Here is a 25,389-nt window from a genome sequence, read left to right as displayed (position 1 = left end):
GGCCGGTCAGGCGGTGACGCGCTTGAGCCAGACCAGCAGATCCGCGGTGACCTCGTCCCGGTTGGTCTCGTGCAGCAACTCGTGGCGGGCGCCCGGGTAGCTGTGGTGGGTGACGTCGTCCAGGCCGGCGTCGCGGTAGCGGCGGGCGACGAGGTCGGCGGGGGCGAGCCCGGCGGTGATCGGGTCGGCCTCGCCGGCGAAGACCGCCACCGGCAGGTCGGGGCGGACCCAGGAGGGGTCGGCGAGGCGGGGTGCGGCGGCGGCCAGGGCGTGGAAGCCGGCGGTGTCGAGGCTGAATCCGCACAGCGGGTCGGCGAGGTAGGCGTCGATGGCGGCGGGATCGCGGCTGAGCCAGTCGGCGGGGGTGCGGGCCGGCTGGAACGGCTGGTTGAAGGCGGCGAGGAGCTGAGGGCCGATGCCGGTACCGGCGCGCGCCAGGTGGTCCAGGGCGGTGGTGCCGAAGAGGGCGAGGCCGGCCAGGCGGGCGCCGTGGTCCAGGGCGTACTGCTGGGCGGCGAAGGAACCCAGGCTGTGGCCGAGCAGGACGACCGGGACGCCGGGGTGGCGGCGCTCGACGACGGCGGTGATGCGGGCGAGGTCGGCGACGAGCTCGTTCCAGCCGTCCTCGCCGAGTCGGCCCTTGCCGGCGTGCATGGTCAGGCCGTGGCCGCGGTGGTCGCCCGCGTAGACGGCGCAGCCGTCGGCGGTGAGCGCTTCGGCGAGGCGGGCGTAGCGGCCGCCGTACTCGCCCATGCCGTGGGCGATCTGGACGACGGCGCGGGGCGGGCCGTCGGGTGCCCAGGTGTGGACGTGGACGCGGATGCCACCGGGGCTGGGGAGGGTGAACATCGTGTTGCTCCGGGCTTCTTCAGGAAGGGCGGGTACGCGAGTTGCCCGGCCCGCGGCGGGTGCTGCGGGCCGGGTGGGGTCGGCTGGTCGGTCAGGCGGTGGTGGCGGCGAAGTCGGCCAGGAGCCGGGCGACCGTCTCGGGCTGGTCGAGGTGGGTGGGGTGTCCGGCACCGGGGACGACGACGGCGCGGGCGAACGGGCTCAACATGGCGGTGGCGGTGGCGTGTTCGCTGGGCCAGAACTGGCTGTCGGCACCGGCCACGATGAGGGCCGGCACGGTGATCCCGGCGACGGTGTCGCGCCAATCCTGGCAGGCGTGGTCGAACAGCAGGGGGTACGTGTCAGGGGTGATCAGGCGGCTCATGCCCCGGCCTCCGGCCCGGCGGATCGCCGCGTCGGTGGCCGCCGGCTCGGGCCAGGTGCGGCCGTGTCCGGTGTTGACGGCGTTGGGGTGCAGGAAGAAGGTGGCGAGGTTGTCGGAGGTGAGGCCGTAGAAGCCGTACGGCCAGCCCGGGTTGTTGACCATCTTCGGGGTCTGGTCGATGGTGACGATCCCGGCCAGGCGCTCGCAGCCGAAGAGACTGACGTACGCCCAGATGGTGCTGGCGCCCATCGACGATCCGACCACGGTCACGTCGGCGAGGTCGAGGTGGGCGAGGAGATCGTGCAGGTCCTTTCCGTGGCGGGCGATGCGGTGTCCGTGGGCGGGCTGGTCGGACTGGCCGTGCCAGCGGCGGTCGAAGGAGATCACCCGGTGGCCGGCCGCGCGCAGGGCCGCCCATTGCAGCGCCCAGCTGTCGGCGGACGCGCCGTAGCCGGCGATCAGGACGACGGGGCGGCCCGTTCCCTCGTCGTAGTAGTGCAGGGCGGTGTTGTCGCTCGCGACGAAGCGCGGCATGACAGCCTCCAGGAGTGGTGAGCAGGGGAGAGGGGTCAGGCAACGGTCCGGCGGCGCCAGGGGTGTCCCACGGCGACGGCGACCGCGCAGGCGAGGAGGGTGTCGGTGAGCCGGGCGGTGATCACCGTCCCGTCCGAGGGCGGGCCGGGGACGGCCAGGACCAGGACGATGACGCTCGCCAGCGCGGTGTGCAGGGCGTACGAGCGGTCGGTGGCCCCGGGGAAGACCGCGCCCACCAGGACGGCGAGCGCCATCAGTGCCCAGCCCGACAGGGCTTGCGCCGCCAGGGCGGCGGCGAGCACGCCCAGGACCGTTCCGGCGACCCGGTCGCCCACCCGCCGCAGCACCGAGGCGTCGGCCGGCCGGAAGGCCAGCGCGGCGGTCAGCGGGAGCCAGAAGGCGTGCTCGGGCCGCAGCACTTCGGCCAGGACGGCGGCCGTCCCGACGCACAGCGGCAGACGCAGTGCCGCGTCCCGGTCGGGCCGCCCCGACACCGAGCCCGTCGAGGAGGCGGGTGCGTGGCGACTCCGGCACCCGGCAACGGCGAGCAGCAGGCCCATCGGCGCGCAGCCGAGGCCGTACAGCGCCACGGTGTGGACGGCGCCCAGAGAGTTGCCCAGGCCCATGCCGATGGCCGTCAGCACCATCAGCTTCAGCCCGAACAGCTGGTCGGCGGGCCGGGCGCTGCCGACCAGCCCGGCGACCAGGGCGGCCACGACCATGCACGCCACCTGGCCCCAGCCGGGCGTGGGCGCGGCGTGGCCCAGCAGCAGTCCCGCAGTTCCCCCGAGCAGGATCGCGGCGAACCGGGCCGCGCGTTCGCCCACCGGCCCGCTGTGGTCGCCGTTGACGCTGCACACCGCGCCCGCCACGGCCACCGGCACCCCGGCCGGACCGGCCAGCGCGTGCGCGGCGACCAGCGCGGCCGTGATCGCGACCGCGCTGCGGACCGTACGGTCCCAGGGCACGGTGGCGAGACGGCTGGGGCGCTGCATGGCGGAGGCTCCTTGGCGAGAGCGGTTCGGGGGGTCCTTCCACCCTGCCCAGGCGGCGCGGCGGCGGCCATGGTGCGCGGAACAGCGGCCCGCGGGCCAGAATTGTCCGTGTGAACAAAGAAGCCGAGTCGCTCGCCCGCGAGCAGCGCGGACGCGTCCTGGCCGCACTGTCGCTGGAGGACATCGCGGCGGGCGCCGCCACCACCGTCGTACGGGAGATCCCCGCCTACCACGGGCACGACGCCGTCCGGGTGCGGGCCGAGCTGCTGGCCGTGCTGGCGCCGGTCCTGGCGTTCCTGCGCGAGGAGCGCGACGCCACCGCCGACGAGCAGGCGCAGTTCGCCGCCTTCGGCGCCCTGCGCGCCGAGCAGGGCATCGGACTGGAGCCGCTGCTGGAGGCGTTCCGGCTGACCACCCGCCGCGCCTTCGACGCCCTCTACGAACAGATCCGCCGGGCCGACGCCCCGCAGGTCGGACTGGACCTGGCCCGGGACTTCTGGGCCGGCTGCGACCGGCTCTCGGCGGCGGTGGTCCAGGGGCACCGGGAGCGGGAGCTGGAGAAGGCCCAGGCCGCCCAGGAGCACCGCACCCTGCTCCTGCGTCAGCTGCTCACCGGGGACCTGCCCACGGAATACCTGGCAACCGCCGCCACGGCGCTGGGCCTCGACCTGCGCGCCGAGTACCACGTCTGCCACGCCCGGCCGGGCAAGGGCCGCACGATCGCCGCCGTGGAACGGGCCCTGCGCCCGCACACCGCCGCGCTGCTGGCCGAGCCGGGCACCGACCGGGTCATCGGGCTGACCACCCGCCCGCTCCCGCCCCGGGTGACGCTGCCTTCGGGCCTGGGTTCGGCCCGCCCGCTGGCCCGGCTGCGCGAGTCCTTGAACGAGGCCGAACGCTCCGACGAACTGGCCGTCGCCTTCGACCTCCACCGGTGCGTGCGCAGCGGTGAACTCCCGCTCCACCTGGCCGTGCTGGCCCTTCCGGCGGTCGGCGAGCAACTCGTCGAACGGTGCTTCGGCCACACCAGCGGCGAGCGCCGCACCACCCTGGTGCACACCGTCGACGCCTACCTCGCCGCCGACGCCAACGCCGACCAGGCCGCCGCCGCCCTCTTCGTCCACCCCAACACCCTCCGCTACCGGATGCGCGCCCTCACCGCCGCCACCGGCCTCGACCCGGCCCGCACCGAGGACGCCCTCACCCTGTGGTGGGCGGTGCGCCACCTCCAGGCGACCGGGAACAGCGACTGACCCCCTCCCCGCACGCCGATGTGCCGCCTCCGTCGAGCGGTGACTCGGCGGAGGCGGCACGGGGCAGCGGGTCAGCGGGCCTGCTGCTGCTCGAACTGCTCGATCACACCGCCCGCGATCTGGGTGGCGAGGTTGCCCCGGGTGAGGTCGAACAGGTGGCTGGCCCACGGCAGTTCGACGCTACGGTGCGGCACACCTGCCTTCGCCAATGCCGCATCGAGCAGGTGCAGCTGGGACGGCGGGATCAGCCGGTCGTCCTGCCCGTGCATGCTGAGCGTGGCCGGCAGACCGGGCCGGACGTGGTGCAGCGGCGAGGAGGCGTACCAGCGCTCGGGCTGCTGCTCCTTGGTGCCGCCGACGTACTCGCGGGTGGCGTCGCGGATCAGGCCCGGGGCGGTGGAGTGAGCGAGGGCGTCGTCGAAGTCGGTGGTGCCGTAGAAGTTGATGTGACGCTGCGCACCGAGGTGTCCGCGTGGGGGTTGGTCGGCGGGAACATCGGGTCGCCCTGGGTGTAGGCGGCCATCATGGCGAGGTGTCCGCCGGCCGACTCGCCGAACAGGGTGATGTTCGCGGGGTCGACGCCGAAGCGGGCGGCGTTGTCGCGCACGAAGCCGACGGCGGCCTTCACGTCGCCGGGGCCGGTCTGCCAGTCGGCGTGCGGCAGCAGCCGGTAGTCGATGGTGAAGACGGCGTAGCCCCGGTCGGTGAACCACTTCCCCCACGGGTAGCCGTCCTCCCGGCCGCCGATCTTCCAGCCGCCGCCGTGCACGTACACCATGGCCGGACGGGAGCCCGCCTGCGAACTGCCGTGCGCGGGTAGGTAGTCGAGCTTCAACGCCGTGCCGTCGACGGTCGCGTAGGTGAGCGTCTGCGCATCCTTCGGACGCTCGGAACCGAGCGAGAGCCCGTGCCCCAGGTAGCTGCCGAGGGACACGTGAGTCTCCTGCGCCGACGCGGTACGCCACAGGGCGGCAGCCGGGACGGCGGTCATGGCCAGCATCATCGCCGCGCACAGACCCGCGACCAGCGTGGCCACCCGGGCCCGCCGCCGCCACGCCAGCAACGCCAGCCCCGCGCCGACCACGAGCAGCACCAGCGTGACCTCCTGCGCGCCGTCGATGCCCAGGGTGAGGAGCGCGGTCGCCGTGGTCGGCACGGGAACCGTCATCACCACGGTGACCAGGACGGCGAGCAGCCCGAGCAGCACGGCGGCCGTGGTGACCACCCAGGGCCGACGACGCCGTACCTCGCCCCCGTGGTCGGTTGTACGTGACAGGAAGCGGTTCATCGAGGCACTCCGTTCGCCCGGATCGGATTCGGACGTGCTCCACCGTGGCTGCCGGGCGCGGGACGAACCATGGAGCCCGGAACAGCGCTCGCATGCCCGAACCTGTCAGCCGCGACAATCCCGCCGAGTGGGTGAGGCCCGTGCGTGCCGCAACCCGTCCTCCTTCGGGTGCCCCGACGATGAACCAGTCCCTCCCCCTCCCCGCCATCAGGAGCCCCCGTGCCCAGGATCACCACCAACGACGGCGTCTCCCTGCACTACTACGACGAGGGCGAAGGCCGACCCGTCCTGCTCGTCTCCGGCTACGGCGCGCCCGCCGACGACTGGGCCCTGCAGTGGGCGCCGCTGCGGGCGGCCGGGTACCGGGTGCTCTCGCTGGACCGCCGCTGGGCCGGCCAGTCCGACCGCCCCGCCTGGGGCCAGCGCATGTCCCGCCACGGCAAGGACATCGACGACCTGCTCACCGCCCTCGACCTGCGCGAAGTCCTCGCGGTCGGCCAGTCGATGGGCGCCAACACCATCTGGGCCTACGTCAGCCTCTGCGGCACCGACCGCCTCGCCGGGATCGCCACCATCGACCAGAGCCCGAAGATGGTCAACACCCCCGACTGGCCGTACGGCTTCTACGGCCTCACCGACGAGAACCTCGGCACCTTCTTCACCACCCCCGAGGCATTCGCCACCGGCCACGGCCGCCCCTGGCCCGACCCCGTCGAGCTCGACGCCGCCATCAAGGCCGCCGGCGGCCTCGGCGCCGCGAGCCTGATCACCCCGGACACCTACCCGCTCCTGCTCGACCACTCCCGTCAGGACTGGCGGGACGTCGTCGCCCGCGCCGAAGTGCCCGTCCTGATCACCGCCGGAGCCCAGAGCCAGTTCTGGCCCGCCGAGCACGCCGCCGCCACCGCCGCCCTCAACCCCAAGGCCACCTCCACCGTCTTCGAAGGCGCCGGCCACACCGCCCACGTCGACCAACCCGACGCCGTCAACGAGCGCCTGCTCGCCTTCGCCGACTCCGTCCGCACCGGCAGCTGAGGGACCCACCGACGACCGCGTCCCGGCCTTCTGGCACGGATCTGGCACGGCGGGGGTGGATTGGTCTAGACAACGCAAAAGGCCCAGGTCGCTGACCTGGGCCTTTACTGCTGGAGCGGGCGACGAGAATCGAACTCGCGCTATAAGCTTGGGAAGCTCATGTTCTACCATTAAACTACGCCCGCCTGATGAGCCGTCAGAGACCGCTCATTCCAGTGTCACTGTACCCCATCCGAGACTGTGGTTGCACAGGTGGTCGGGGGTCGTGGCGGAGCGGGGTGGGGGCGGGTGGGGGGCGTACTGTTCGGTCCGCGTGAAGGTGCTCCGGCGGGTGGGGCGGGGGCGGCGAGCCATGGTGTGGAATGTCCGGAACATCCCCTAATGTGACGCTGTCCCGGGGCCTGGTCCGCCGGGGCGTGAGTACGGGTGAGTACTGGGTTAGGGATGGGAAGGGGATCGATGGATCAGCGCGCCGTCGTTCGTTGTGCCGAGGGGCACCTGTTCAGCACCACCACGTTTCCGATGCAGAACCTCGGGCCCGGGCGGCTCGGGCCGGGGCGGTTGATCAGGTGCCCGCAGTGCGGGCGGATGCGCAGTTCGGTGCTGGCCGACGTACGGGAGCTGTCGACCGCGCAGCTGGCGAGGGCGCTGCGGTTGGAGGCCGCCGAGTTCCTGGCGTGAGCGGTGTGTGACCCGACGGGGCCCCGGGCGGATTCGTCCGGGGCCCCGTCGTGCACGTAACCTCGAAGCGTGCTGCTCTCTGACAAGGACATCCGGACCGAAATCGACCTGGGTCGGGTCGTCGTCGACCCCTACGACCCGGCGATGATCCAGCCGTCGAGCATCGACGTGCGGCTCGACCGCTTCTTCCGTGTGTTCGAGAACCACAAGTACCCGCACATCGACCCCTCCGAGGAGCAGCCGGACCTGACCCGGCTGGTCGAGCCGGACGGGGACGAGGCGTTCATCCTGCACCCGGGCGAGTTCGTGCTGGCCTCGACGTACGAAGTCATCACGCTGCCCGATGACGTGGCCTCGCGGCTGGAGGGCAAGTCGAGCCTGGGCCGGCTGGGCCTGCTCACCCACTCCACGGCGGGCTTCATCGACCCCGGCTTCAGCGGCCACGTGACGCTGGAGCTGTCGAACGTCGCGACGCTGCCGATCAAGCTGTACCCGGGGATGAAGATCGGGCAGCTGTGCCTGTTCCGGCTGTCCTCGCCCTCGGAGCACCCGTACGGCTCGGCGCGGTACGGCTCGCGGTACCAGGGCCAGCGCGGCCCGACGCCGTCCCGCTCGTACCTGAACTTCCACCGCAGCGAGGTCTGACGGCGGCGAGAGCGCATCGAACGGGCGGCCACCCCACGCGGGGTGGCCGCCCGCGGCGTTTCTCAGGCCCGCTTCGGGCTGGTGACGGCGACCAGCTCGCTGCCGTCCTCGGAGAGCCGCAGCTCGGTGCGCAGCTCGGCGAGCTCGCCGAGGTGGTGCAGGTGGGTGCCGCCGCAGAAGATCGTGGCGGCGCCCTCGGGCAGTTCGCAGTGCCACTGGCGGCGGGCGGTCAGCTCGGGGCCGGGGACGTCGATGCGGACGGCGGCGTCGGCGGCGACCCAGGCGGCCAGGCGCTCGTTGACGGCCTCGGTGAGGGCGGGCAGGGCGTCGGCGAGGGCGGGGAGCTCGTCGGTGGCGTCGGCCGTGAAGCCCTTCTTCTTGAGGGACTTGCCGAGGCGGTAGGTGTCGGTGCTGGCCGCGGTGTCCATCACCGAGCCGGCCATGGCGAGGCTGTCGAAGTCGGGGTGGCCGAGGGCGTCCGAGCGGCCCGGGTCCTTGCGCCAGCGCGGGGCGAGGGCCTCGTTGAGGGCGAGGGCGAGCAGGTGGCAGCCGCTGTGCGAGGCGCTGAGGGCGGCGCGGCGGCCGGCGTCGACGGTCAGGACGGCGGTGCGGCCGAGGATCTCGCCCGGGTCGGTGTCCAGGACGTGCAGGACGAGCCAGGACCACTCCTCGTCGCCGCGGCGGACGGGGATGTCGGCGCCGACGAGCACCTCGCCGCCCTCCGGGCCGACCGCGCCGGTCAGGCAGTCGACCACGGCCCACTCGGCGCCGTCGACGGCCAGGGTGCCGTGGTCGGCGGGCTGGTCGGGCCAGGTGTGGTCGAGCGGGTGGAACGGGGTCGCCCCGGTGACGACGGCGTGACGGCCGTCCGCCAGCGGCCGCACCGCCAGCACCGGGGACTCGCCGCTCACCGCCCCGGCAGGGAAGCTGACGTGGGTGGTGGGGAGGGTCATGCCTGGCTCCGGAGGGTGTGGGGTGCGGGGAGGGGGCGGCCCGGCTCGTGACCGGGGCCCGCCCCCATTCTGCCCGGAGCCCCTCAGCCCAGGGTCGGCAGCTTGATCAGTACCAGCAGGGCGAGCAGCTGCACGCCCGCGGCGCCCGCCGCCTTGCCCCAGGGCAGGTCGTGCACCCGGCGGACCATGCTCGTCAGCAGGTAGGCGCAGAGCATCCAGGTCGCCCAGCCGACGGCCTGGACGACGGCGTTGCCGGAGGGCAGCACGAGGTCCAGCAGCAGCCGGGGGGCGTCGGTCAGCCAGCCGATCAGCGCGGCCAGGCCGACGGTCGAGCGCCACGGGCCGTCGCCGCCGAGCTGGCGGGCCAGCCCGTAGGTGACGCCGCCGAAGACGGCGCCGGCGAGGGTGAAGCCGACCGCGCCGACGGCGATGCCGGTGAGGGCCACGCCGAAGGTGGAGTCCACGATGTCGTCGCGGGTGAGCCCGATGGCGAGGACGGCGAGGCCGCCGTACAGCAGGGAGACGACGAGGGCGGGCAGCCAGACCTGGTGGTCGCGGGTGCGGTCGAAGATGGCGGTCGGGGTGCGGACGATGCCGGTCAGCAGCTCGCGCCACTGCGGGCGGGGGCCGGTGACGTGCGGGGCGGACTGGCCGCCGGCGCGGTAGACGGTGACGTTGTCCTGGCCGTACGGCTGCTGCTGGGGCTCCTGCTCCTGCTCGTAGCCGCCCTCGCCGTAGTACGGCTGCTCCGGGTACCCGGGCTGCTGCTGCCCGTACGGGTCGCCGGTCGGGAAGGCCCGGGTGCTGCCGGGGCGGTCGGCCGCGTACGGGTCGTGGGGCTCGTAGCCGCCCGCGCCGTAGTTGTAGCCGTCCTGGCCGCCCGAACCACCCGCACCGCTCGGGCCCCCGTACGGGCCGTACCCGTCGCCGGCCGTTCCCCCCGGCCCCGCCTGGGCCGACGGGCCGATGCTCGGATGCGGGGCCGTGAAGAACTCCGGCCCGTCCGCACGCCCGTGGGCGTTCCCCCCGACCCCCGCCGGCGGCGGCGGAGGGGGCGTCCACCCGCCGCGCGGGTCGGCGCCCTGTCCGCTGTCGTATCGATTACCAGCCACGGTCCGAAGGTACCCGCCGGGGCCGACGCCCGTCCGGCCCCGGACGCAGCCGGGGCCGGTTTGCAGCGAGCCTGAGACGAACCGGGGCCGAAACCCGCCGTCAGCGCTGGGCGGACACGGACGGTCCGTGTACGGCCGCGGCGGCCGAGGCGCCGGCCGGGCAGCCGCCCGGGCCGGCGGAGGTGCGCACGGCGCCGACCGGGAGCAGGGTGCCGCAGGCGATCCGGACGCCGGCGGGCAGCTCGTTGTCGGACTCGACGATCGCGCCGTCGCCGATCACCGCGCCGTCCAGTGCCGAGCGGTCCCCGACGACGGCGAAGGCGCCCACGATGGAGTCCTTGACCAGGGTGTCCGGGCCGATCACCGCGCCCGGCAGGATGACGCTGCCCTCGACGATCGCGCCGGCCTGGACCACCGCGTCCTCGGAGACGACCGTGCCGCCGCTGAGCACCGCGCCCGGGTGGACGCTGGCGCCGGGCAGCAGCAGGGCGTCGCCGGTCGGGCCGGGCACGGCGGGGGAGTCGACCTTGCCGAGGACGAGGTCGGCCGAGCCGCGCACGAAGGCGCCCGGGGTGCCGAGGTCCAGCCAGTACGAGGTGTCGACGACGCCGCGCAGCAGCGCGCCGGTGGCGAGCAGCTCGGGGAAGGTCTCGCGCTCGACGGACACCTCCCGGCCGGTCGGGATGCGGTCGATCACGGAGCGGGTGAAGACGTAGCAGCCGGCGTTGATCTGGTCGGTGACGATCTGCTCCGGCGTCTCCGGCTTCTCCAGGAACTCCAGCACCCGCCCGTCCCCGTCGGTGGGGACGAGGCCGAAGGCGCGCGGGTCCTCGACCCGGGTGAGGTGGAGGGTGACGTCGGCCCCGGCGGCCACGTGGCCGTCGCGCAGGGCGGCGATGTCGACGCCGGAGAGGATGTCGCCGTTGAAGACGAGCACCGGCTCGTCCGGGCCGCAGGTCAGGCCGGAGGCGGCGTTGCGGATCGCGCCGCCGGTGCCCAGGGGCTCGCGCTCGGTCAGGTAGACCAGCTCGATGCCGTACGGGGTGCCGTCCTGGAAGTGGTCCTCGAACACCTCGGCCAGGTACGAGGTGGCCAGCACGACCCTGGTGACGCCGGCGGCCGCGGCGCGGGCCAGCTGGTGCGCGATGAACGGGACGCCTGCCACCGGCAGCATGGGCTTGGGGGTGTGGGTGGTCAGCGGACGCAGTCGCGTGCCCTTACCACCGACCAGCATGATCGCCTCGGTCATGGTCTGCGCTGTTCCCCTTGCGTTCTCCGCGGCCCGGCCCTGGGTGGGCCGATACCTCCGTCGTGGTGTGCTCCCGGACGGGGTCGACCCCGTCCGGCGCCTACTGTATTTGCTCCGAACCGAATGCCCGTCCGGCGGTTGTGCGATCAGCGTCACTCCCCGTACCCCCGCAGTACCACCGCAGGCCCCCCGGGACGCCGAAATGCCCGGCCCGGCGGGCGCGTTGGCGGCGTCCACCGGGCCGGGCAGTTGTTGCAGAACCGTCGAACAGGGCCGCTACGCGTCGGCCGCCACGGGCTCCTCGGCCTCGGCCGGCGGGATCGCCTTGACCGAGTCGAGCAGCAGCTGGGCCACGTCGACCACCTTCAGGTGCTCCTTGGCCGCGCCCTCGTTCTTCTTGCCGTTGACGGAGTCGGAGAGCATCACCAGGCAGAACGGGCAGGCGGTGGAGACGATGTCCGGGTTGAGGGACAGCGCCTCGTCCACGCGCTCGGTGTTGATCCGCTTGCCGATGCGCTCCTCCATCCACATCCGGGCGCCGCCGGCGCCGCAGCAGAAGCCGCGCTCCTTGTGGCGGTGCATCTCCTGCTGGCGCAGGCCGGGGACCTTGTCCATGATCTCGCGCGGCGGGCTGTACACCTTGTTGTGGCGGCCCAGGTAGCACGGGTCGTGGTACGTGATCAGGCCCTCGACGGGGTTGACCGGGACGAGCTTGCCCTCGTCGATCAGGTGCTGGAGCAGCTGGGTGTGGTGGATCACCTCGAAGTGGCCGCCCAGCTGGGGGTACTCGTTGGCGATGGTGTTGAAGCAGTGCGGGCAGGTGGCCACGATCCGCTTGACCGGGGCGTCTTCGAGCGCGGCGTTCAGCGTCTCGACGTTCTGCGCGCCGAGCATCTGGAAGAGGAACTCGTTGCCCAGGCGGCGGGCGGAGTCACCGGTGCAGGACTCCTCCTTGCCGAGGATCGCGAACTTCACGCCCGCGGTGTGCAGCAGCTCGGCGAAGGCCTTGGTGGTCTTCTTGGCGCGGTCCTCCAGGGCGCCGGCGCAGCCGACCCAGTAGAGGTACTCGACCTCGGCCGGGTCGATGTCCTCCCCGATGACCGGCACCTCGATGCCGGTCTCCTTCTTGAGCTCCTTGACCCAGTCCAGGCGGGCCTTGGTGGCCATGCCCCACGGGTTGCCCTTGTTCTCCAGGTTCTTGAGCATCGTCCCGGCCTCGGTCGGGAACGAGGACTCGATCATCACCTGGTAGCGGCGCATGTCGACGATGTGGTCGATGTGCTCGATGTCCACCGGGCACTGCTCGACGCAGGCGCCGCAGGTGGTGCAGGACCACAGGACATCCGGGTCGATGACGCCGTTCTCCGCGGCGGTGCCGATCAGCGGGCGCTCGGCCTCGGCCAGGGCGGCGGCCGGGACGCCGGCGAGCTGCTCGGCGGTGGCCTTCTCGTTGCCCTCGGCGTCCTTGCCGCCGCCGGCGAGCAGGTACGGGGCCTTGCCGTACGCGTGCTCGCGCAGGCTCATGATCAGCAGCTTCGGCGAGAGCGGCTTGCCGGTGTTCCAGGCGGGGCACTGCGACTGGCAGCGGCCGCACTCAGTGCAGGTGGAGAAGTCGAGGATGCCCTTCCAGGAGAAGTGCTCGACCTGGGAGACGCCGAAGACGGCGTCGTCGGCCGGGTCCTCGAAGTCGATCGGCTGACCGTTGCTGGTCATCGGCCGCAGCTCGCCGAGGGCGGTGCCGCCGGTCTCGTCGCGCTTGAAGTAGATGTTGAAGAACCCGAGGAAGCGGTGCCAGGCCACGCCCATCGAGGGGTTGAGGCCGATGGTGATCGCCCACGCGAAGGAGATGCAGATCTTCAGCATCGCGAAGAGGTAGACGAGGTTCTCCAGCGTGCCGTGCGAGAGGCCGCTCAGCGCGGAGACCAGCGGGTACGAGACCAGGTGCTCCGGCCCGTAGGAGTCGACGCCGGCCAGGGCGCCCTCCAGGGCGCGCAGCATCATGATGCAGAGGCCGATGCCGAGGATCGTGTACTCGACGTAGAACGCCTGCCAGGCGATCGAGCCGGCGAAGCGGGACTTGCGGCCCGAGCGCGACGGCAGGCTCATCAGGCGGATGACCATCAGGGTCACGATGCCGATGGTGGTCAGCGTGCCGACCAGCTCGACGAAGAGCTGCCAGATCATCCAGTGGCCGATGATCGGCAGTTCCCACTCGGCGTCGAACAGCTGGCCCATCGCGTTGACGATGGTGAGCACCAGGCTGAAGAAGCCGACGGCGACGAACCAGTGGGCGACGCCGACGATGCCCCAGCGGTTCATCCTGGTGTGGCCGATGAATTCGACGGCGACGGTCTTGACGCGCTGGGCGGGCCTGCCGAAGCGAGTGGAGTCCGCGGCGCCGGTCGTCACCACCTTGAAGATGTGCCACGCCGCACGAAGGGCGAGCGCGGTGCCGATCACGAAGGTGACCAGCGAGATGACGATCGCTGCTAGCTGCATCGGCTCTCCGTCCTCCTGCGGCTCGGGGGGCCAATGGTCCCCACGGGTATTCGGTTTCCGAACTGAGTGTACTGGTCGGTAACTTGCCGGGCCGACGGCCCGGACATTACCGGTCGACAACCGTTCTCCAGAAGGTTCCCAAGCTATGGCGGCAGTCACGCGAGTGACCTCCCGCCACGGCGGAGCCGCCCGGGGAACCCTTTCTCGACATAAGGGCTCAGTAAAGTTGAGCGGCTACCACTCACTCCTGTTGACGCCGCCCGTCGAGTCGTGCATCCTTGAGCCCGTAAAGCTCAACTCTTCCGTGGAGGTATTTACGATGGCACGCGCGGTCGGCATCGACCTCGGCACGACGAACTCGGTCGTCAGCGTTCTGGAGGGTGGCGAGCCCACCGTCATCACGAACGCCGAGGGCGCGCGGACCACGCCGTCCGTCGTCGCCTTCGCCAAGAACGGCGAGGTTCTGGTCGGCGAGGTGGCCAAGCGCCAGGCGGTCACCAACGTCGACCGGACCATCCGGTCGGTCAAGCGCCACATGGGCACCGGGTGGAAGATCAACCTGGACGGCAAGGACTTCAACCCCCAGCAGATCAGCGCCTTCATCCTGCAGAAGCTGAAGCGGGACGCGGAGGCGTACCTGGGCGAGACGGTCACCGACGCCGTCATCACCGTCCCGGCGTACTTCTCGGACTCCGAGCGCCAGGCCACCAAGGAGGCCGGTGAGATCGCGGGCCTCAACGTCCTGCGCATCGTCAACGAGCCGACCGCGGCCGCCCTGGCCTACGGCCTCGACAAGGACGACCAGACCATCCTGGTCTTCGACCTCGGCGGCGGCACCTTCGACGTCTCCCTCCTGGAGATCGGCGACGGGGTCGTCGAGGTGAAGGCCACCAACGGTGACAACCACCTCGGTGGCGACGACTGGGACCAGAAGGTCGTCGACCACCTGGTCAAGGTCTTCCAGTCCGGCCACGGCGTCGACCTGTCCAAGGACAAGATGGCCCTGCAGCGTCTGCGCGAGGCCGCCGAGAAGGCCAAGATCGAGCTGTCCTCGTCCTCCGAGACCTCGATCAACCTGCCCTACATCACGGCCTCCGCCGAGGGCCCGCTGCACCTGGACGAGAAGCTCACCCGCGCCCAGTTCCAGCAGCTGACCGCGGACCTGCTGGAGCGCTGCAAGATCCCGTTCCACAACGTCATCAAGGACGCCGGCATCTCGCTCTCCGAGATCGACCACGTCGTCCTCGTCGGCGGCTCGACCCGCATGCCGGCCGTCGCGGAGCTCGTCAAGGAGCTGACCGGCGGCAAGGACGCCAACAAGGGCGTCAACCCGGACGAGGTCGTCGCCATCGGCGCCTCGCTCCAGGCCGGTGTCCTCAAGGGCGAGGTCAAGGACGTCCTGCTGCTCGACGTCACCCCGCTGTCCCTCGGCATCGAGACCAAGGGCGGCATCATGACCAAGCTGATCGAGCGCAACACCACGATCCCGACCAAGCGCTCCGAGATCTTCACCACGGCCGAGGACAACCAGCCGTCCGTGCAGATCCAGGTCTACCAGGGCGAGCGCGACATCGCCGCGTACAACAAGAAGCTCGGGATGTTCGAGCTGACCGGCCTGCCGCCGGCGCCGCGCGGCCTGCCGCAGATCGAGGTCACCTTCGACATCGACGCCAACGGCATCATGCACGTCGGTGCCAAGGACCTCGGCACCGGCAAGGAGCAGAAGATGACCGTCACCGGCGGCTCCTCGCTGCCGAAGGACGAGGTCGACCGCATGCGCCGCGAGGCCGAGCAGTACGCCGAGGACGACCACAAGCGCCGCGAGGCCGTCGAGACGCGCAACTCCGCCGAGCAGCTCGTCTACTCGACCGAGAAGTTCATCGCCGACAACACCGAGAAGCTCCCGGCCGACGTCAAGACCGAGGTCGAGACCGCCATCGGCGAGCTCAAGGAAGCCCTCAAGGGCGAGGACATCGCGAAGATCCGCGAGGCGTCCGAGAAGGTCTCCACCACCGCGCAGAAGCTCGGCCAGGCGCTCTACGCCAATGCCGAGGCCCCCGCCGGTGCCGCCGCGGCCGGTGCCGAGGGCGCGGCCAAGGAGGACGACGTCGTCGACGCCGAGATCGTGGACGACGAGAAGCCCAAGGGCGGTGCGTCGGCATGACGGACAAGCCGCAGGGCGGCAAGCCCGGCGACGACTCCGCCGCCGAGGAGGCCGTGATCAAGGCCGCCGAGGAGGCCGCCGCCGGCGCCGGCTCGGAGGCCGAGGGCGACGAACTGGCCACCGCCAAGCGTGAGGCCGGGGAGCGCACCGCCGACCTCCAGCGCCTCCAGGCCGAGTACCAGAACTACCGCAAGCGGGTCGAGCGCGACCGGCTGACCGTCCGCGAGATCGCGGTCTCCAACATCCTGGAGTCCCTGATCCCCGTCCTGGACGACATCGGCCGCGCCCGCGAGCACGGCGAGGTGACGGGCGGCTTCAAGTCCGTCGCCGAGTCCCTGGAGACGGTCGTCGCCAAGCTGGGCCTGCAGCAGTTCGGCAAGGAGGGCGAGCCCTTCGACCCGACGATGCACGAGGCGCTCATGCACAGCTACTCCTCGGACGTCACCGAGGACACCTGCGTGCAGGTCCTCCAGCCGGGCTACCGCATCGGCGAGCGGATCATCCGCCCCGCCATGGTCGCCGTCGCGGAGCCCCAGCCGGGCGCCCAGGCGCCCGGCCCGGACGCCGAGTCGAAGTCCGCGGACGCGGACAAGACCGACGGCGGCTCGGACAGCTGACAACCGGTGACAGCTGACAACCTGTGCGCTGCGGAGTCGTACGCCTGCCAATCGGCCGGCCGGCTCCGCAGCGCGCTGTCAACTGGCCCCAGGGGCCGCGCTGTTGACAGCACTGTGACGATGGAACTCGGGAGGTGGCGCAAGCCGTGAGCGGCAAGGACTACGTGGAGAAGGACTACTACAAGGTCCTCGGCGTGCCCAAGGACGCCACCGCCACCGAGATCAAGAAGACCTACCGCAGGCTCGCCCGCGAGTTCCACCCCGACGCCAACAAGGGTGACGCGAAGGCCGAGGAGCGGTTCAAGGACATCTCCGAGGCGTACGACGTCCTCTCCGACGAGAAGCGCCGCAAGGAGTACGACGAGGCCCGCAGCCTCTTCGCCAACGGCGGCTTCCGCTCCGGCGGCGGCCCGGGCACCGGCAACTACAGCTTCGACTTCGGCGACCTGTTCAGCGGCACCCAGGGCGGCGGCAGCGGCGGCGGCAGCGGCGGGATCGGCGACGTCTTCGGCGGCCTGTTCAACCGCACCGGCGGCCGGCAGGCCCAGCCCCGGCGCGGCGCGGACGTCGAGACCGAGGTGACGCTCTCCTTCGAGGAGGCCGTCGACGGCGCGACCGTCCCCCTGCGGATGACCAGCCAGGCCCCCTGCCGCACCTGCAACGGCACCGGGGCCAAGGCCGGCACCACTCCGCGGGTCTGCCCCACCTGCGTCGGCGCCGGCACCGTCAGCCGCGGCCAGGGCGCCTTCGCGCTCTCGGAGCCCTGCAAGGACTGCCGCGGCCGGGGCATGATCGTCGACGACCCCTGCACCGACTGCCACGGCAGCGGCCGGGCCAGCTCCGCCCGCACCATGCAGGTGCGCATCCCGGCCGGCGTCCAGGCCGACCAGCGCATCCGGCTCAAGGGCAAGGGCGCCCAGGGCGAGCGGGGCGGACAGCCCGGCGACCTCTACGTCACCGTGCACGTCGACCCCCACGCCGTCTTCGGGCGCAAGGGCGACAACCTCACCGTCACCGTCCCGGTCACCTTCCCCGAGGCCACCCTCGGCGCCACCATCGAGGTGCCCACGCTCGGCGGCCCCGCCGTCAAGCTCAAGCTCCCGCCGGGCAGCGCCAACGGCCTCACCATGCGCGCCCGCGGCAAGGGCGCCACCCGCAAGGACGGCACCCGCGGCGACCTCCTCGTCACCATCGAGGTCGTGGTGCCGCAGAGCGTCAGCGGTGACGCCCTGAACGCACTGGAGCAGTACCGCGAGGCCACCGCCTCCGACGACCCGCGAGCCGCCCTCTTCCGGGCGGCGAAGGGAGCGTGACGACCAGATGTCCCCGATGACTCCTGACACCCCGATCGGCGCCGGGCTGGGCGAGGGCCTGCCCGGCGAGGGCGCGCGCCGGCGGCGCGCGCCGGCGGCGCCGCAGTACGTGCTCACGGAGGAGACTCCGGTGTACGTCATCTCCGTCGCCGCCGAGCTGTCCGGCCTGCACCCGCAGACGCTGCGTCAGTACGACCGCCTCGGCCTCGTCAGCCCCGACCGCACCGCCGGGCGCGGGCGCCGCTACTCCGCGCGCGACATCGAGCAGTTGCGCGAGGTGCAGCGGCTCTCCCAGGACGAGGGCATCAACCTGGCCGGCATCAAGCGGATCATCGAGCTGGAGAACCAGGTCGCCGCCCTCCAGGCCCGGGTCACCGAGCTCGTCGACTCCCTCGAGGGCGCGGCCACCGCCCTCCAGCAGCGCGAGGCCGCCGTCCACGCCTCCTACCGCCGCGACCTCGTCCCGTACCAGCCGCCCACGCCGCACTCCAGTGCCCTCGTCGTCTGGCGCCCCAAGCGCTGACCGAGCGCCCCCAGCCGCACGCCCCCTGGCCGCCGGCCCCCTCTTCAGGGGGGTGCCGGCGGCCGGTGTGTTGGTGAGAGAGTGCGACTTGCGGACTGCCGTTTTTCTCAGAGACAGTAAACCTCGACCTGGAACCGACAGTCTGACTTTATGATCAGGTGTTCGGAGTATCGGTCGGCCGAAGGTTTTGTCCGGTCTACGACAAGGAGACGAGGATGAGCGGGAGAGAGCAGGCTGGCACCGTACCGGACGGGCTGCACTCCCTGTCGGCGGGCGCCCGTTCCCTATACCTGGCCATCATCCAGGAAAATGGAAAGCCGATCCGGCGAAATGAATATCCGGCAGAGGGCGAGCCTTTCGAAGAACTCATCGAAATCGGGCTCCTCGTCCGCGATCCGGACGAGGCCGGAGCATATGCGGCAATCGACCCCGCCCAGCTCTCCACCCGCCTGAGCTTCGCCTGGCAACGCCAGGCCCTCGATCTGCTGGCACGCGCCGTCGGCCTGCCCGGCGACCTCGGCGACCTCGCCGAAGCCTTTCATTCACGGGGCCAGGAGGGCGGACAGATCGAGTACGTCCGCGGAAAGGCCTTGATCAACCAACGCCTGCACCAGGCCCAGGCGGACGGCCCGGTGGAAGCGCTCGCCATGCAGCCCGGCGGGCCGCGACCGCCCGAGTGGCTGTCCTCGGGCCTGGATTTCGACCTCGAACGGCTGCGCCGGGGCGCGACCATGCGCACGATCTACCACGCCAGCACGCGATACCACCAGCCCACGCGGGACTACGTCGCCCAGCTCTCCGCCGCCGGGTGGCAATACCGGACCCTGGACGAGCCCTACACGCGCCTCATCATCATCGATCGCCGGCTGGCGGTCATTCCCGTCGCCGATGACATGGCCCTGGCCGCCTTCATTCACGACCAGTCCGTCATCAAGTATCTGGCGGAGGAGGTGTTCGAGCGGAACTGGAGCAGAGCGCTCGAATTCGACGGTGCGACCACTGTCCCCCACCAGGTCGTGTCCAGGCTCCGCCAGACCATCATCGACCTACTGCTCGCGGGGACCAATCACCGGGTGATCGCGCGACGTCTCGGAATCAGCGAGCGCACGTTGGCCCGGCACCTCGCGGAAATGCGCCAGGATCACAACGTGGAATCGCTGTTCCAGCTCGGGTACGTCCTGGGCCGGGCCGCCCAGGACGCACCCGAATGATCCGCTCGCGCGGTTGAGGACCCCTCCCGCACCGGGCGGGACGAGGGCCGACCGCCCCGCTCAGTTCCAGTGCGTGTCATCGAGAACGACCTCGGCCGCCCGCACGCTGTCGACGTGCCGGGCATCCTCCGCCACCGCCCCGACCGCGAGAAGTACGGCGACTCCCGCGACGAGCGGAAACATGACCTTTCGGATGTACTGACGCAGACGAGACATTTCTTCCGCCCGTTCTCTCGGACCTGGCACCGCACAAATGGCGGATGTTGGAACAACAGCCCACATGGTGCACCACAACCGCGACCCATGTCATCCCTCTGCCAGGCGTACAGATGACACCCCCCAAAGCTGGACTCCACCACGCGGTCAGGTGGACGATCAGGTCGATCTCGAGAATCCGCAGAGTCCACCACTGTTGCCGATGAACAGTCAATGGTTAGTTCAAACGGCAACACTCAGCTTTCTCCCGTCCGAGCAGCAGAGCTTTCCACCACTCAATGTCTTCGCCGACGCCAGTTCCCTTCGGTCGGCCTTCCCCCGGAGTCGACATGACCGAGCCCTACCTGCGTCACCACGACAGCCAGGCCCCCGAGGGCCGTCGTGCACGCGTGTTCCTGGCCGCGCCGCTGATGCGGCTGACCGGGCCCGCCGACAGTGTCGTGACGCTCGCCAGCCGGACGCGGCTGACGACGCTTCGCACCACCCTGCTCCGCAGCGGTGCCGCCGTGTACAGCGCGCACCACAGTGATGCCTGGACCGTCGCCGGCCGCGCGCCGGAGCCCCGGGTCCCGTCCGACTTCCGGGCGCTGCAGTCCGCGGACCTCGTGTTCGCGTACGTCGGCGCTCCGCTGTCGGCCGGGGTGAGCCTGGAGCTGGGGTGGGCGTCGGCGCTGCGGAAGCCGATCGTCCTCCTCGTCGACGAGGCCATCACCCACAACCCGCTGATCGCCACCATCGAGCAGGTCGCCCCCGTCCTGCCGCTCGTCTTCGACGACACCTGGTCGCAGGAGGCGCTCAACCACACCGTCGAGACCGCCCTGGACTGGGCCGGCATGGCGCTCTCGCTGCGCGAGGGCTTCTGGACCGCGCCCGGCGAGCAGTTCGCCGTCCCCCGGCAGCAGCAGGGCTACTGGCCGACCGGCGCCGCGACCGGCTGAGCGGAGTTCACCTCCCGGACTCCCCCGTGGTCCGGGCTCCCCGCATCTGCCAGCCGAGTTGGAACAGCGTCTCCGCGTCGTACAGCTCACGCAGCCGGGCGATATGAGCGGCCACCGTCCGTTCGCTCAGGCCCAGGCGCGAGGCGATCGCCCGCTGCGTGAGCCCCTGCGCCAGGAGGCGGCCCACCTGGTCGTGCACCGCCGGGACGGCGGACCCGGCGGCGAGGGCCTCCCAGTCGACGATCTGCGCCTGCTGCCACTGCTGCTCGAACACGCCGACCAGGTAGGCGACCAGGGCCGGGTCCTCCACCACCGCGGCCGCCGCGTTGTCCGCGGAGGCCGGGACGAGGGCGACGGCCCGGTCGAAGATCAGCGTCCTGGTGAACGGTCCCTCCAGCACCCGGATCGGGGAGCCGATCCGGGTCGACTCCCGGGCGAGCTCGACGGTGTGAGGATCGCCGCAGACGGACGGCTCGAAGATCGTCCGCTCCACGCCCCCCGCTTCGAGGTAACCGCGGCTCAGGGCCAGGGTGTCCGCGGTGTGGTGGCGCGGCCGCGGCCCGCCGGGCTGGGCGGCCAGGGCCTCGTGCGGGTAGTCCCTGGAGAGTTGGGACAGCAGGTGGCGGATCTCCTCGAACCCGGTCACCCGGCGGATCCCCCCGGCCGCCTCCGTACGGCGCGGTGCGGTGTCGTAGGCCTGGGCGAGGTCGTCGAGGAGGTCCGGGACGAGGGCCGCCCGGGCGAGCAACCGGGCGCTCTCCTCGCGCAGTTCGGCGCCCAGCCGCTCGCCGACGGCCCGCGGGTTCACCGCGCTGTACGAGCCGTCGGCGATCCGCAGCACCAGCAGACCGAGGTCCGCGAGCCGCCTGACCGCCGGCTCGTCCTCCGGGCGGATCTCGCCGAGCCGGACGCGGCCGCCCTGCTGGAGGATCGCCCGGTAGAGCTCGCGGGCGGCGGGGTCAGGAAGTCGGGTCACGGTGGATCCCCTGCATCTGCCAGCCGAGTTGGAAGAGCGTCTCCGCGTCGTACAGCTCGCGCAGCCGGGCGATGTGGGCGGCGACCGTGCGCTCGCTCAGGCCCAGGCGCGAGGCGATGGCCCGCTGGGTGAGCCCCTGGGCGAGCAGGCGGCCGACCTGGTCGTGGGCGACCGGGGCGGCGGGGCCGGCGGCGAGGGCCTCCCAGTCCACCGTCTGGGCGCGGCGCCACTGCTGCTCGAAGACGTCGGCCATGTACGCCACCATCACCGGCTCCTCGACCACCACGGCCTCCGAGTTGTCCGGGGCCGCCGGGATGACGGCGACGGTGCGGTCGAAGATCAGCGCGCGGGTGAACACGGCGTTCAGGACGCGGATGCGCGAGCCGGCCTTCACGGATTCCACGGCGAACTCGACGTGTTCCCTGGCCAGTCGGGCCTGCGGCTCGTACAGGGTGCGGATCGCGCCGCCCATCGCGATGTAGCGGCGGGTCTGGGCCAGGGAGTCGGCGCGGTGCGCGGGCGGGTGGACCTTCCCGGGCTGGGCGGACAGCACCTCGTGCGGGTGGTCCCGCGCGAACTGGCTGAGCAGGTGCCGGATCTCCCCCGTGTCCGTGACCCGCTGCACCCCGCCGACGGGCTCGGCGCGGCGCGGAGCGGCGTCGTAGGCCTGGGCGAGGTCGTCGAGGAGCTCCGGGACGAGGGCCGCCCGGGCGAGCAGTTGGGCGCTGCGCTCGCGCAGGTCCGTGCCGAGGCGTTCGCTGACGACGCGCGGGTTCACCGCGCTGTAGGAGCTGTCGGCGATCCGCAGGTCGAGCAGGCCGAGGTCGGCCAACTGCCGGACGGCCGGCTCGTCCTCGGGCCGGATGTCGGTCAGCCGCAGCCGGCCGCCCTGGGCCAGGACCTCGCGGAACAGCTCGCGGGCGGCCGGGGAGGGCAGGTCCGGCTCAGCCATGGTGGACTCCCCGCATCTGCCAGCCGAGTTGGAAGAGGGTGTCGGCGTCGTACTGCTCGCGCAGGCGGGCGATGTGGGCGGCGACGGTGCGTTCGCTCTGGCCGAGGCGGGAGGCGATGGCACGTTGGGTGAGGCCCTGGGCGAGGAGGCGGCCGACCTGTTCGGGGGCGGCGGGGTCGGTGGGGCTCTCGGCGAGGGCGGACCAGTTGACGCCCTCGGCGAGGCGCCAGTAGCTCTCGAAGACCTCGGCGAGGAAGGCGACGGTGGACGGGTCCTCGATGAAGGCGGCGGCGTCGGCTCCGGCGGGGACGACGGCCACGGTGCGGTCGAAGACCAGCATCTTGGGGACGGCGAAGGGCGCGACGCGCAGGTGGCAGCCGATCCCGGTGAGGCGGGCGGCCAGTTGGACGGTGCCGGGGTCGAGGCGGGCGCCGGTCTCGTAGATGGTGCGGATGGAGCCGCCGAGACCGAGGAAGCGGCCGGCGTGGGCGAGGATGTCGTCGGCCGCGTCGGCCGGGCGGGCGCCGCCGGGCTGGAGGGAGAGGGCCTCGTGGAGGAGTTCCTCGGACAGCTGGGAGACCCCGTGGCGGATGTTCGCGGCGCCCTCGACGATCCGGACGGGCCCGGCGGTGCGGTCGTGGGCGCGGGGCGCGGAGTCGTAGGCGGAGGTGAGGTCGCCGAGGAGGTCGGGCAGTTCCTCGGCCTGGCGCAGCAGCCTGGTCCCCGCGGCGCGCAGGTCGGCTCCGATGCGGGCGGTGACGGAGCGCGGGTTGACGGCGCTGAGCGAGCCGTCCAGGACGTACGGCTTCAGCAGGCCGACGTCCAGCAGGCTCTGGACGGCGGCGGCGTCCTCGGGCGGGACGTCGGCGATGCGGATGCGGCCGCCGTCGCGCAGGATCTGCCGGTAGAGCGCCCGGGCGGGGGCGTCGGGCAGGGCGGAGGCCGGCGCGTCCGACCGGGGAGAGTGCTCAGCCACGGGTCGATCCCCGCATCTGCCAGCCGAGTTGGAACAGCGTCTCGGCGTCGTGCTGCTCCCGCAGACGGGCGATGTGGGCGGCCACGGTGCGCTCGCTCAGGCCGAGACGGGTGGCGACGGCGCGCTGGGTGAGGCCCCGGGCGAGGAGGCGGGCGATCTGGCCCTGGCTGACGGGCTCCGCCGAACCCTCCTCCAGGACGGCCCAGTTGACGCCCTCGGCGCGGCGCCAGAGCTGCTCGAAGGTGTCGACGACGAAGGCGACGGTCGGCGGGTCGTCGACGACGGCGGCGCTCTCGTAGTCGGGGGAGGCGGGGAGGACGGCCACCGTGCGGTCGAAGACCAGGAAGCGCATGAACGCCCCGTCCAGCACCCGGATGGAGCTGCCGAGCCGGGTGGCCTCCGCGGCGTAGCGCACCGAGGCCGGGTCCGTACGGCAGGTCTGCTCGAAGAGGGAGCGCAGTTCGCCGCCGTTGGCGAGGTAGCGGCGGGTGCGGTCCAGGGAGTCGTCGAGGAGGTCGGCGCGGCGGGCCTCCCCCGGCTGGGCGGCGAGGCTCTCGTTGGGGTGGGCGTGGACGAGTTGGGACAGCGTGTGCCGGATCTCGGCCCTCCCGGTGACGATCCGGCTGCCCGTGCGGCGGGCCTCGCGGCGCGGGGCGGTGTCGTAGGCGTGCGCGAGGTCGCGCATCTGCTCGGGGATCTGGTCGGCCTCGGTGAGGAGGCGGGCGCTGGTGCGGCGGATGCAGGCGCCGATCCGGTCCGCGACCGGCCTCGGGTCGACGGCGCTGTACGAGTTGTCGAGCAACTGCGGGACGAGCAGCCCGAGTTCGACGAGGCGGCGCAGGGCCGGCGCGTCCTCCTCCCCGACGTCGGCGGCGCGGACGAGGCCGCCCTCGCGCAGGACGGCGAGGTAGAGCGCCCGGGCGGCGGCGTCCGGGAGGGACGCTTCCAGGGTGGAGGGCTCAGGCATCGCCGGCCCCGCGCATCTGCCAGCCGAGGTGGAAGAGGGTCTGGGCGCCGTAGCGCTCGCGCAGCCGGGAGATGTGCGCGGCGACGGTGCGCTCGCTGAGCCCCAGCCGTACGGCCACCACGCGCTGGGTCAGGCCCCGGGCGAGGAGGCGGCCGACGCGGACGGTGGTGGGGTGCGGCGGGCCGAGGTGGCCCTCGGCGGGGGTGGCGCGGTTCCAGTCCCGTTCGAAGCGGGTGACCAGGAAGGCGATGGTGGCGGGGTCGGTGAGGAAGACGGCGCTGCTGCGGTCCTCCCTGGCGGGGATGACGGCGATCGACCGGTCGAAGACCAGCATCCGCTCGTACGGCTCGGCGAGGACGCGGGTCTGGGCGCCCTCCCCGGTGCGCAGGGAGAGCTGCTCCAGCACCGGGCGCTCGGTGACGGCGACGGGCTGGTACAGCGTGCGCATGGCGCAGCCGCGCCGCAGCAGGGCGAGGTCCTGGGCGAGGCTCGCGCGCAGGCCCTCGACGGGGCGCGGGCCGGGCTGGGCGGCGAGGAACTCCTCGCGGCAGTCGGCGATCAGCTCGGTGATGCGGTCGCGGATGGCGGTGTTGCCGTCGACGTGGACGGGACTGACGGCGGGGGCGGCCGGGGGCTGGGCGTCGTCGTAGGCCCGCGTGAGCGGGGCGAGGCTGTCGGGGAGGTGCTCGGCGCGCTGGAGCAGCCGGGTGGCGCGGGTGCGCAGTTCGCCGCCGAGGCGGTCGCCGAGGGCGCGCGGGCTGGCGGCGGTCCAGCCGCTGGTGGTGGGGGTGAGCAGGCCGCGGGCGACGAGGGCGGCGAGGACGGGGCGGTCCTCGGGGGTGAGGTCCTCGGGGCGCAGGCGTCCGCCTCGGCCGACGGCGGCGAGGTAGAGGGCGCTCTCGGCCGGGCCGGGTTCGTCGGTCATCGCGGGCGTCTCCCCTCGGGGGCTTCGGAGTCTGCGGGGCCTTCGGAGTCTGTGGGGTCTGTGGGGTCTGCGGGGCCTTCGGAGTCTGCGGGATCTGCGGGGTCTCGGGTCGTCGCGGGACGCCTCCCCGGCCCGCCGGCGCTCACGGTGCCGT

The 25,389-nt window shown here is 72.4% G+C and carries 24 protein-coding genes, 1 tRNA gene and 1 pseudogene; 10 read left to right on the top strand and 16 right to left on the bottom strand.

The genetic code is table 11. The features are described 5' to 3' along the window. Positions 1-6: 6 nt before the first annotated feature. The 3 genes from ACIRRS_RS13320 to ACIRRS_RS13310 all read right to left on the bottom strand — a co-directional run bounded on the left by ACIRRS_RS13320 (position 7) and on the right by ACIRRS_RS13310 (position 2,742). Complete coding sequence (locus ACIRRS_RS13320; protein ID WP_402969219.1) at positions 7-849, bottom strand: alpha/beta fold hydrolase; 843 nt, start codon at positions 847-849, stop codon at positions 7-9. A 91-nt stretch (positions 850-940) separates the two neighbouring features. Then, positions 941-1,747: an alpha/beta fold hydrolase gene (locus ACIRRS_RS13315; RefSeq protein WP_402969216.1), complete on the bottom strand. Its 807-nt coding sequence runs from the start codon at positions 1,745-1,747 to the stop codon at positions 941-943. Positions 1,748-1,782: 35 nt separating this feature from the next. Beyond that, positions 1,783-2,742 carry an FUSC family protein gene (locus ACIRRS_RS13310; RefSeq protein ID WP_402969213.1) on the bottom strand — a complete coding sequence of 320 codons (960 nt, stop codon included), beginning with the start codon at positions 2,740-2,742 and terminating at the stop codon, positions 1,783-1,785. A 110-nt stretch (positions 2,743-2,852) separates the two neighbouring features. Between ACIRRS_RS13310 and ACIRRS_RS13305 the strand changes: the two genes are divergently transcribed. Continuing rightward, positions 2,853-3,995, top strand: coding sequence for a helix-turn-helix domain-containing protein (locus tag ACIRRS_RS13305; RefSeq protein WP_402969211.1), 1,143 nt, complete (start codon positions 2,853-2,855; stop codon positions 3,993-3,995). Positions 3,996-4,066: 71 nt separating this feature from the next. On the opposite strand, the gene ACIRRS_RS13300 is transcribed toward ACIRRS_RS13305, so the two are convergent. Continuing rightward, the gene (locus ACIRRS_RS13300) at positions 4,067-4,441 is read right to left on the bottom strand and encodes a prolyl oligopeptidase family serine peptidase (RefSeq protein WP_402969680.1); all 375 of its coding nucleotides are present in this window, start codon (positions 4,439-4,441) and stop codon (positions 4,067-4,069) included. Beyond that, positions 4,378-5,283 (bottom strand): alpha/beta hydrolase fold domain-containing protein, encoded by a 906-nt coding sequence (locus ACIRRS_RS13295; RefSeq protein ID WP_402969208.1) that lies wholly within the window; start codon positions 5,281-5,283, stop codon positions 4,378-4,380. Before ACIRRS_RS13295 ends, ACIRRS_RS13300 begins: the two co-directional genes overlap by 64 nt. Before the next feature lie 219 nt (positions 5,284-5,502). Between ACIRRS_RS13295 and ACIRRS_RS13290 the strand changes: the two genes are divergently transcribed. Beyond that, positions 5,503-6,318, top strand: a complete 816-nt coding sequence (locus ACIRRS_RS13290) for an alpha/beta fold hydrolase (protein WP_402969206.1) — start codon at positions 5,503-5,505, stop codon at positions 6,316-6,318. Between the two features lie 111 nt (positions 6,319-6,429). Here ACIRRS_RS13290 and ACIRRS_RS13285 read toward each other — a convergent pair. Next, positions 6,430-6,503, bottom strand: a tRNA-Gly gene (locus ACIRRS_RS13285). A gap of 259 nt (positions 6,504-6,762) precedes the next feature. Between ACIRRS_RS13285 and ACIRRS_RS13280 the strand changes: the two genes are divergently transcribed. Together ACIRRS_RS13280 and dcd are read left to right on the top strand one after the other, a co-directional pair. Continuing rightward, on the top strand, positions 6,763-6,999 hold the full coding sequence (locus ACIRRS_RS13280) for a hypothetical protein (protein WP_402969203.1): 237 nt from the start codon (positions 6,763-6,765) through the stop codon (positions 6,997-6,999). Positions 7,000-7,068: 69 nt separating this feature from the next. Then, entirely contained in the window at positions 7,069-7,644 is a 576-nt protein-coding gene (dcd, locus tag ACIRRS_RS13275) for a dCTP deaminase (protein WP_402969201.1), read from the top strand. 62 nt (positions 7,645-7,706) lie between these two features. Here the strand turns inward: dcd and ACIRRS_RS13270 are convergent, their stop codons facing one another. The 4 genes and pseudogenes from ACIRRS_RS13270 to ACIRRS_RS13255 all read right to left on the bottom strand — a co-directional run bounded on the left by ACIRRS_RS13270 (position 7,707) and on the right by ACIRRS_RS13255 (position 13,457). Beyond that, the gene (locus ACIRRS_RS13270; RefSeq protein WP_402969198.1) at positions 7,707-8,597 is read right to left on the bottom strand and encodes a metal-dependent hydrolase; all 891 of its coding nucleotides are present in this window, start codon (positions 8,595-8,597) and stop codon (positions 7,707-7,709) included. Between the two features lie 83 nt (positions 8,598-8,680). Then, complete coding sequence (locus ACIRRS_RS13265; protein ID WP_402969195.1) at positions 8,681-9,709, bottom strand: Yip1 family protein; 1,029 nt, start codon at positions 9,707-9,709, stop codon at positions 8,681-8,683. A gap of 175 nt (positions 9,710-9,884) precedes the next feature. Continuing rightward, positions 9,885-10,958: pseudogene (locus tag ACIRRS_RS13260) on the bottom strand (sugar phosphate nucleotidyltransferase); the annotation flags it as partial. A gap of 276 nt (positions 10,959-11,234) precedes the next feature. Beyond that, positions 11,235-13,457: a heterodisulfide reductase-related iron-sulfur binding cluster gene (locus ACIRRS_RS13255; RefSeq protein ID WP_402969192.1), complete on the bottom strand. Its 2,223-nt coding sequence runs from the start codon at positions 13,455-13,457 to the stop codon at positions 11,235-11,237. A 319-nt stretch (positions 13,458-13,776) separates the two neighbouring features. Between ACIRRS_RS13255 and dnaK the strand changes: the two genes are divergently transcribed. The 5 genes from dnaK to ACIRRS_RS13230 all read left to right on the top strand — a co-directional run bounded on the left by dnaK (position 13,777) and on the right by ACIRRS_RS13230 (position 19,285). After that, on the top strand, positions 13,777-15,621 hold the full coding sequence (dnaK, locus tag ACIRRS_RS13250) for a molecular chaperone DnaK (protein WP_402969189.1): 1,845 nt from the start codon (positions 13,777-13,779) through the stop codon (positions 15,619-15,621). Then, the gene (gene grpE, locus ACIRRS_RS13245) at positions 15,618-16,238 is read left to right on the top strand and encodes a nucleotide exchange factor GrpE (protein WP_402969186.1); all 621 of its coding nucleotides are present in this window, start codon (positions 15,618-15,620) and stop codon (positions 16,236-16,238) included. Before dnaK ends, grpE begins: the two co-directional genes overlap by 4 nt. Before the next feature lie 146 nt (positions 16,239-16,384). After that, positions 16,385-17,551: a molecular chaperone DnaJ gene (dnaJ, locus tag ACIRRS_RS13240; protein WP_402969183.1), complete on the top strand. Its 1,167-nt coding sequence runs from the start codon at positions 16,385-16,387 to the stop codon at positions 17,549-17,551. Between the two features lie 16 nt (positions 17,552-17,567). Beyond that, positions 17,568-18,074, top strand: coding sequence for a heat shock protein transcriptional repressor HspR (locus ACIRRS_RS13235; protein WP_402969180.1), 507 nt, complete (start codon positions 17,568-17,570; stop codon positions 18,072-18,074). Between the two features lie 215 nt (positions 18,075-18,289). Then, entirely contained in the window at positions 18,290-19,285 is a 996-nt protein-coding gene (locus ACIRRS_RS13230; RefSeq protein ID WP_402969177.1) for a helix-turn-helix domain-containing protein, read from the top strand. A gap of 60 nt (positions 19,286-19,345) precedes the next feature. Here ACIRRS_RS13230 and ACIRRS_RS13225 read toward each other — a convergent pair whose 3' ends face one another. Continuing rightward, on the bottom strand, positions 19,346-19,468 hold the full coding sequence (locus ACIRRS_RS13225; protein ID WP_402969174.1) for a hypothetical protein: 123 nt from the start codon (positions 19,466-19,468) through the stop codon (positions 19,346-19,348). 362 nt (positions 19,469-19,830) lie between these two features. On the opposite strand from ACIRRS_RS13225, the gene ACIRRS_RS13220 reads away from it, so the two are divergent. Next, on the top strand, positions 19,831-20,439 hold the full coding sequence (locus tag ACIRRS_RS13220; RefSeq protein ID WP_396283493.1) for a hypothetical protein: 609 nt from the start codon (positions 19,831-19,833) through the stop codon (positions 20,437-20,439). 7 nt (positions 20,440-20,446) lie between these two features. Here ACIRRS_RS13220 and ACIRRS_RS13215 read toward each other — a convergent pair whose 3' ends face one another. Genes ACIRRS_RS13215 through ACIRRS_RS13195 form a run of 5 tightly spaced genes read right to left on the bottom strand, consistent with a single transcriptional unit; the run spans position 20,447 to position 25,235 of the window. Further along, positions 20,447-21,415 (bottom strand): LuxR C-terminal-related transcriptional regulator, encoded by a 969-nt coding sequence (locus ACIRRS_RS13215; protein ID WP_402969172.1) that lies wholly within the window; start codon positions 21,413-21,415, stop codon positions 20,447-20,449. Further along, positions 21,399-22,367 (bottom strand): LuxR C-terminal-related transcriptional regulator, encoded by a 969-nt coding sequence (locus tag ACIRRS_RS13210; RefSeq protein ID WP_402969169.1) that lies wholly within the window; start codon positions 22,365-22,367, stop codon positions 21,399-21,401. Before ACIRRS_RS13210 ends, ACIRRS_RS13215 begins: the two co-directional genes overlap by 17 nt. Continuing rightward, positions 22,360-23,343 carry a LuxR C-terminal-related transcriptional regulator gene (locus ACIRRS_RS13205; protein WP_402969166.1) on the bottom strand — a complete coding sequence of 328 codons (984 nt, stop codon included), beginning with the start codon at positions 23,341-23,343 and terminating at the stop codon, positions 22,360-22,362. The genes ACIRRS_RS13210 and ACIRRS_RS13205 overlap by 8 nt, the downstream gene beginning before the upstream one ends. Next, entirely contained in the window at positions 23,336-24,310 is a 975-nt protein-coding gene (locus ACIRRS_RS13200) for a helix-turn-helix domain-containing protein (protein ID WP_402969163.1), read from the bottom strand. Before ACIRRS_RS13200 ends, ACIRRS_RS13205 begins: the two co-directional genes overlap by 8 nt. Continuing rightward, positions 24,303-25,235, bottom strand: a complete 933-nt coding sequence (locus tag ACIRRS_RS13195; RefSeq protein WP_402969160.1) for a LuxR C-terminal-related transcriptional regulator — start codon at positions 25,233-25,235, stop codon at positions 24,303-24,305. Before ACIRRS_RS13195 ends, ACIRRS_RS13200 begins: the two co-directional genes overlap by 8 nt. Between the last annotated feature and the right edge of the window lie 154 nt (positions 25,236-25,389).

Origin of the sequence: Kitasatospora sp. NPDC101183 (assembly GCF_044767945.1) — a bacterium.
Lineage (GTDB): Bacteria > Actinomycetota > Actinomycetes > Streptomycetales > Streptomycetaceae > Kitasatospora.
The sequence above is the reverse complement of the archived record's forward strand: the minus strand, read 5'-3'. Positions and strand labels throughout refer to the sequence as shown.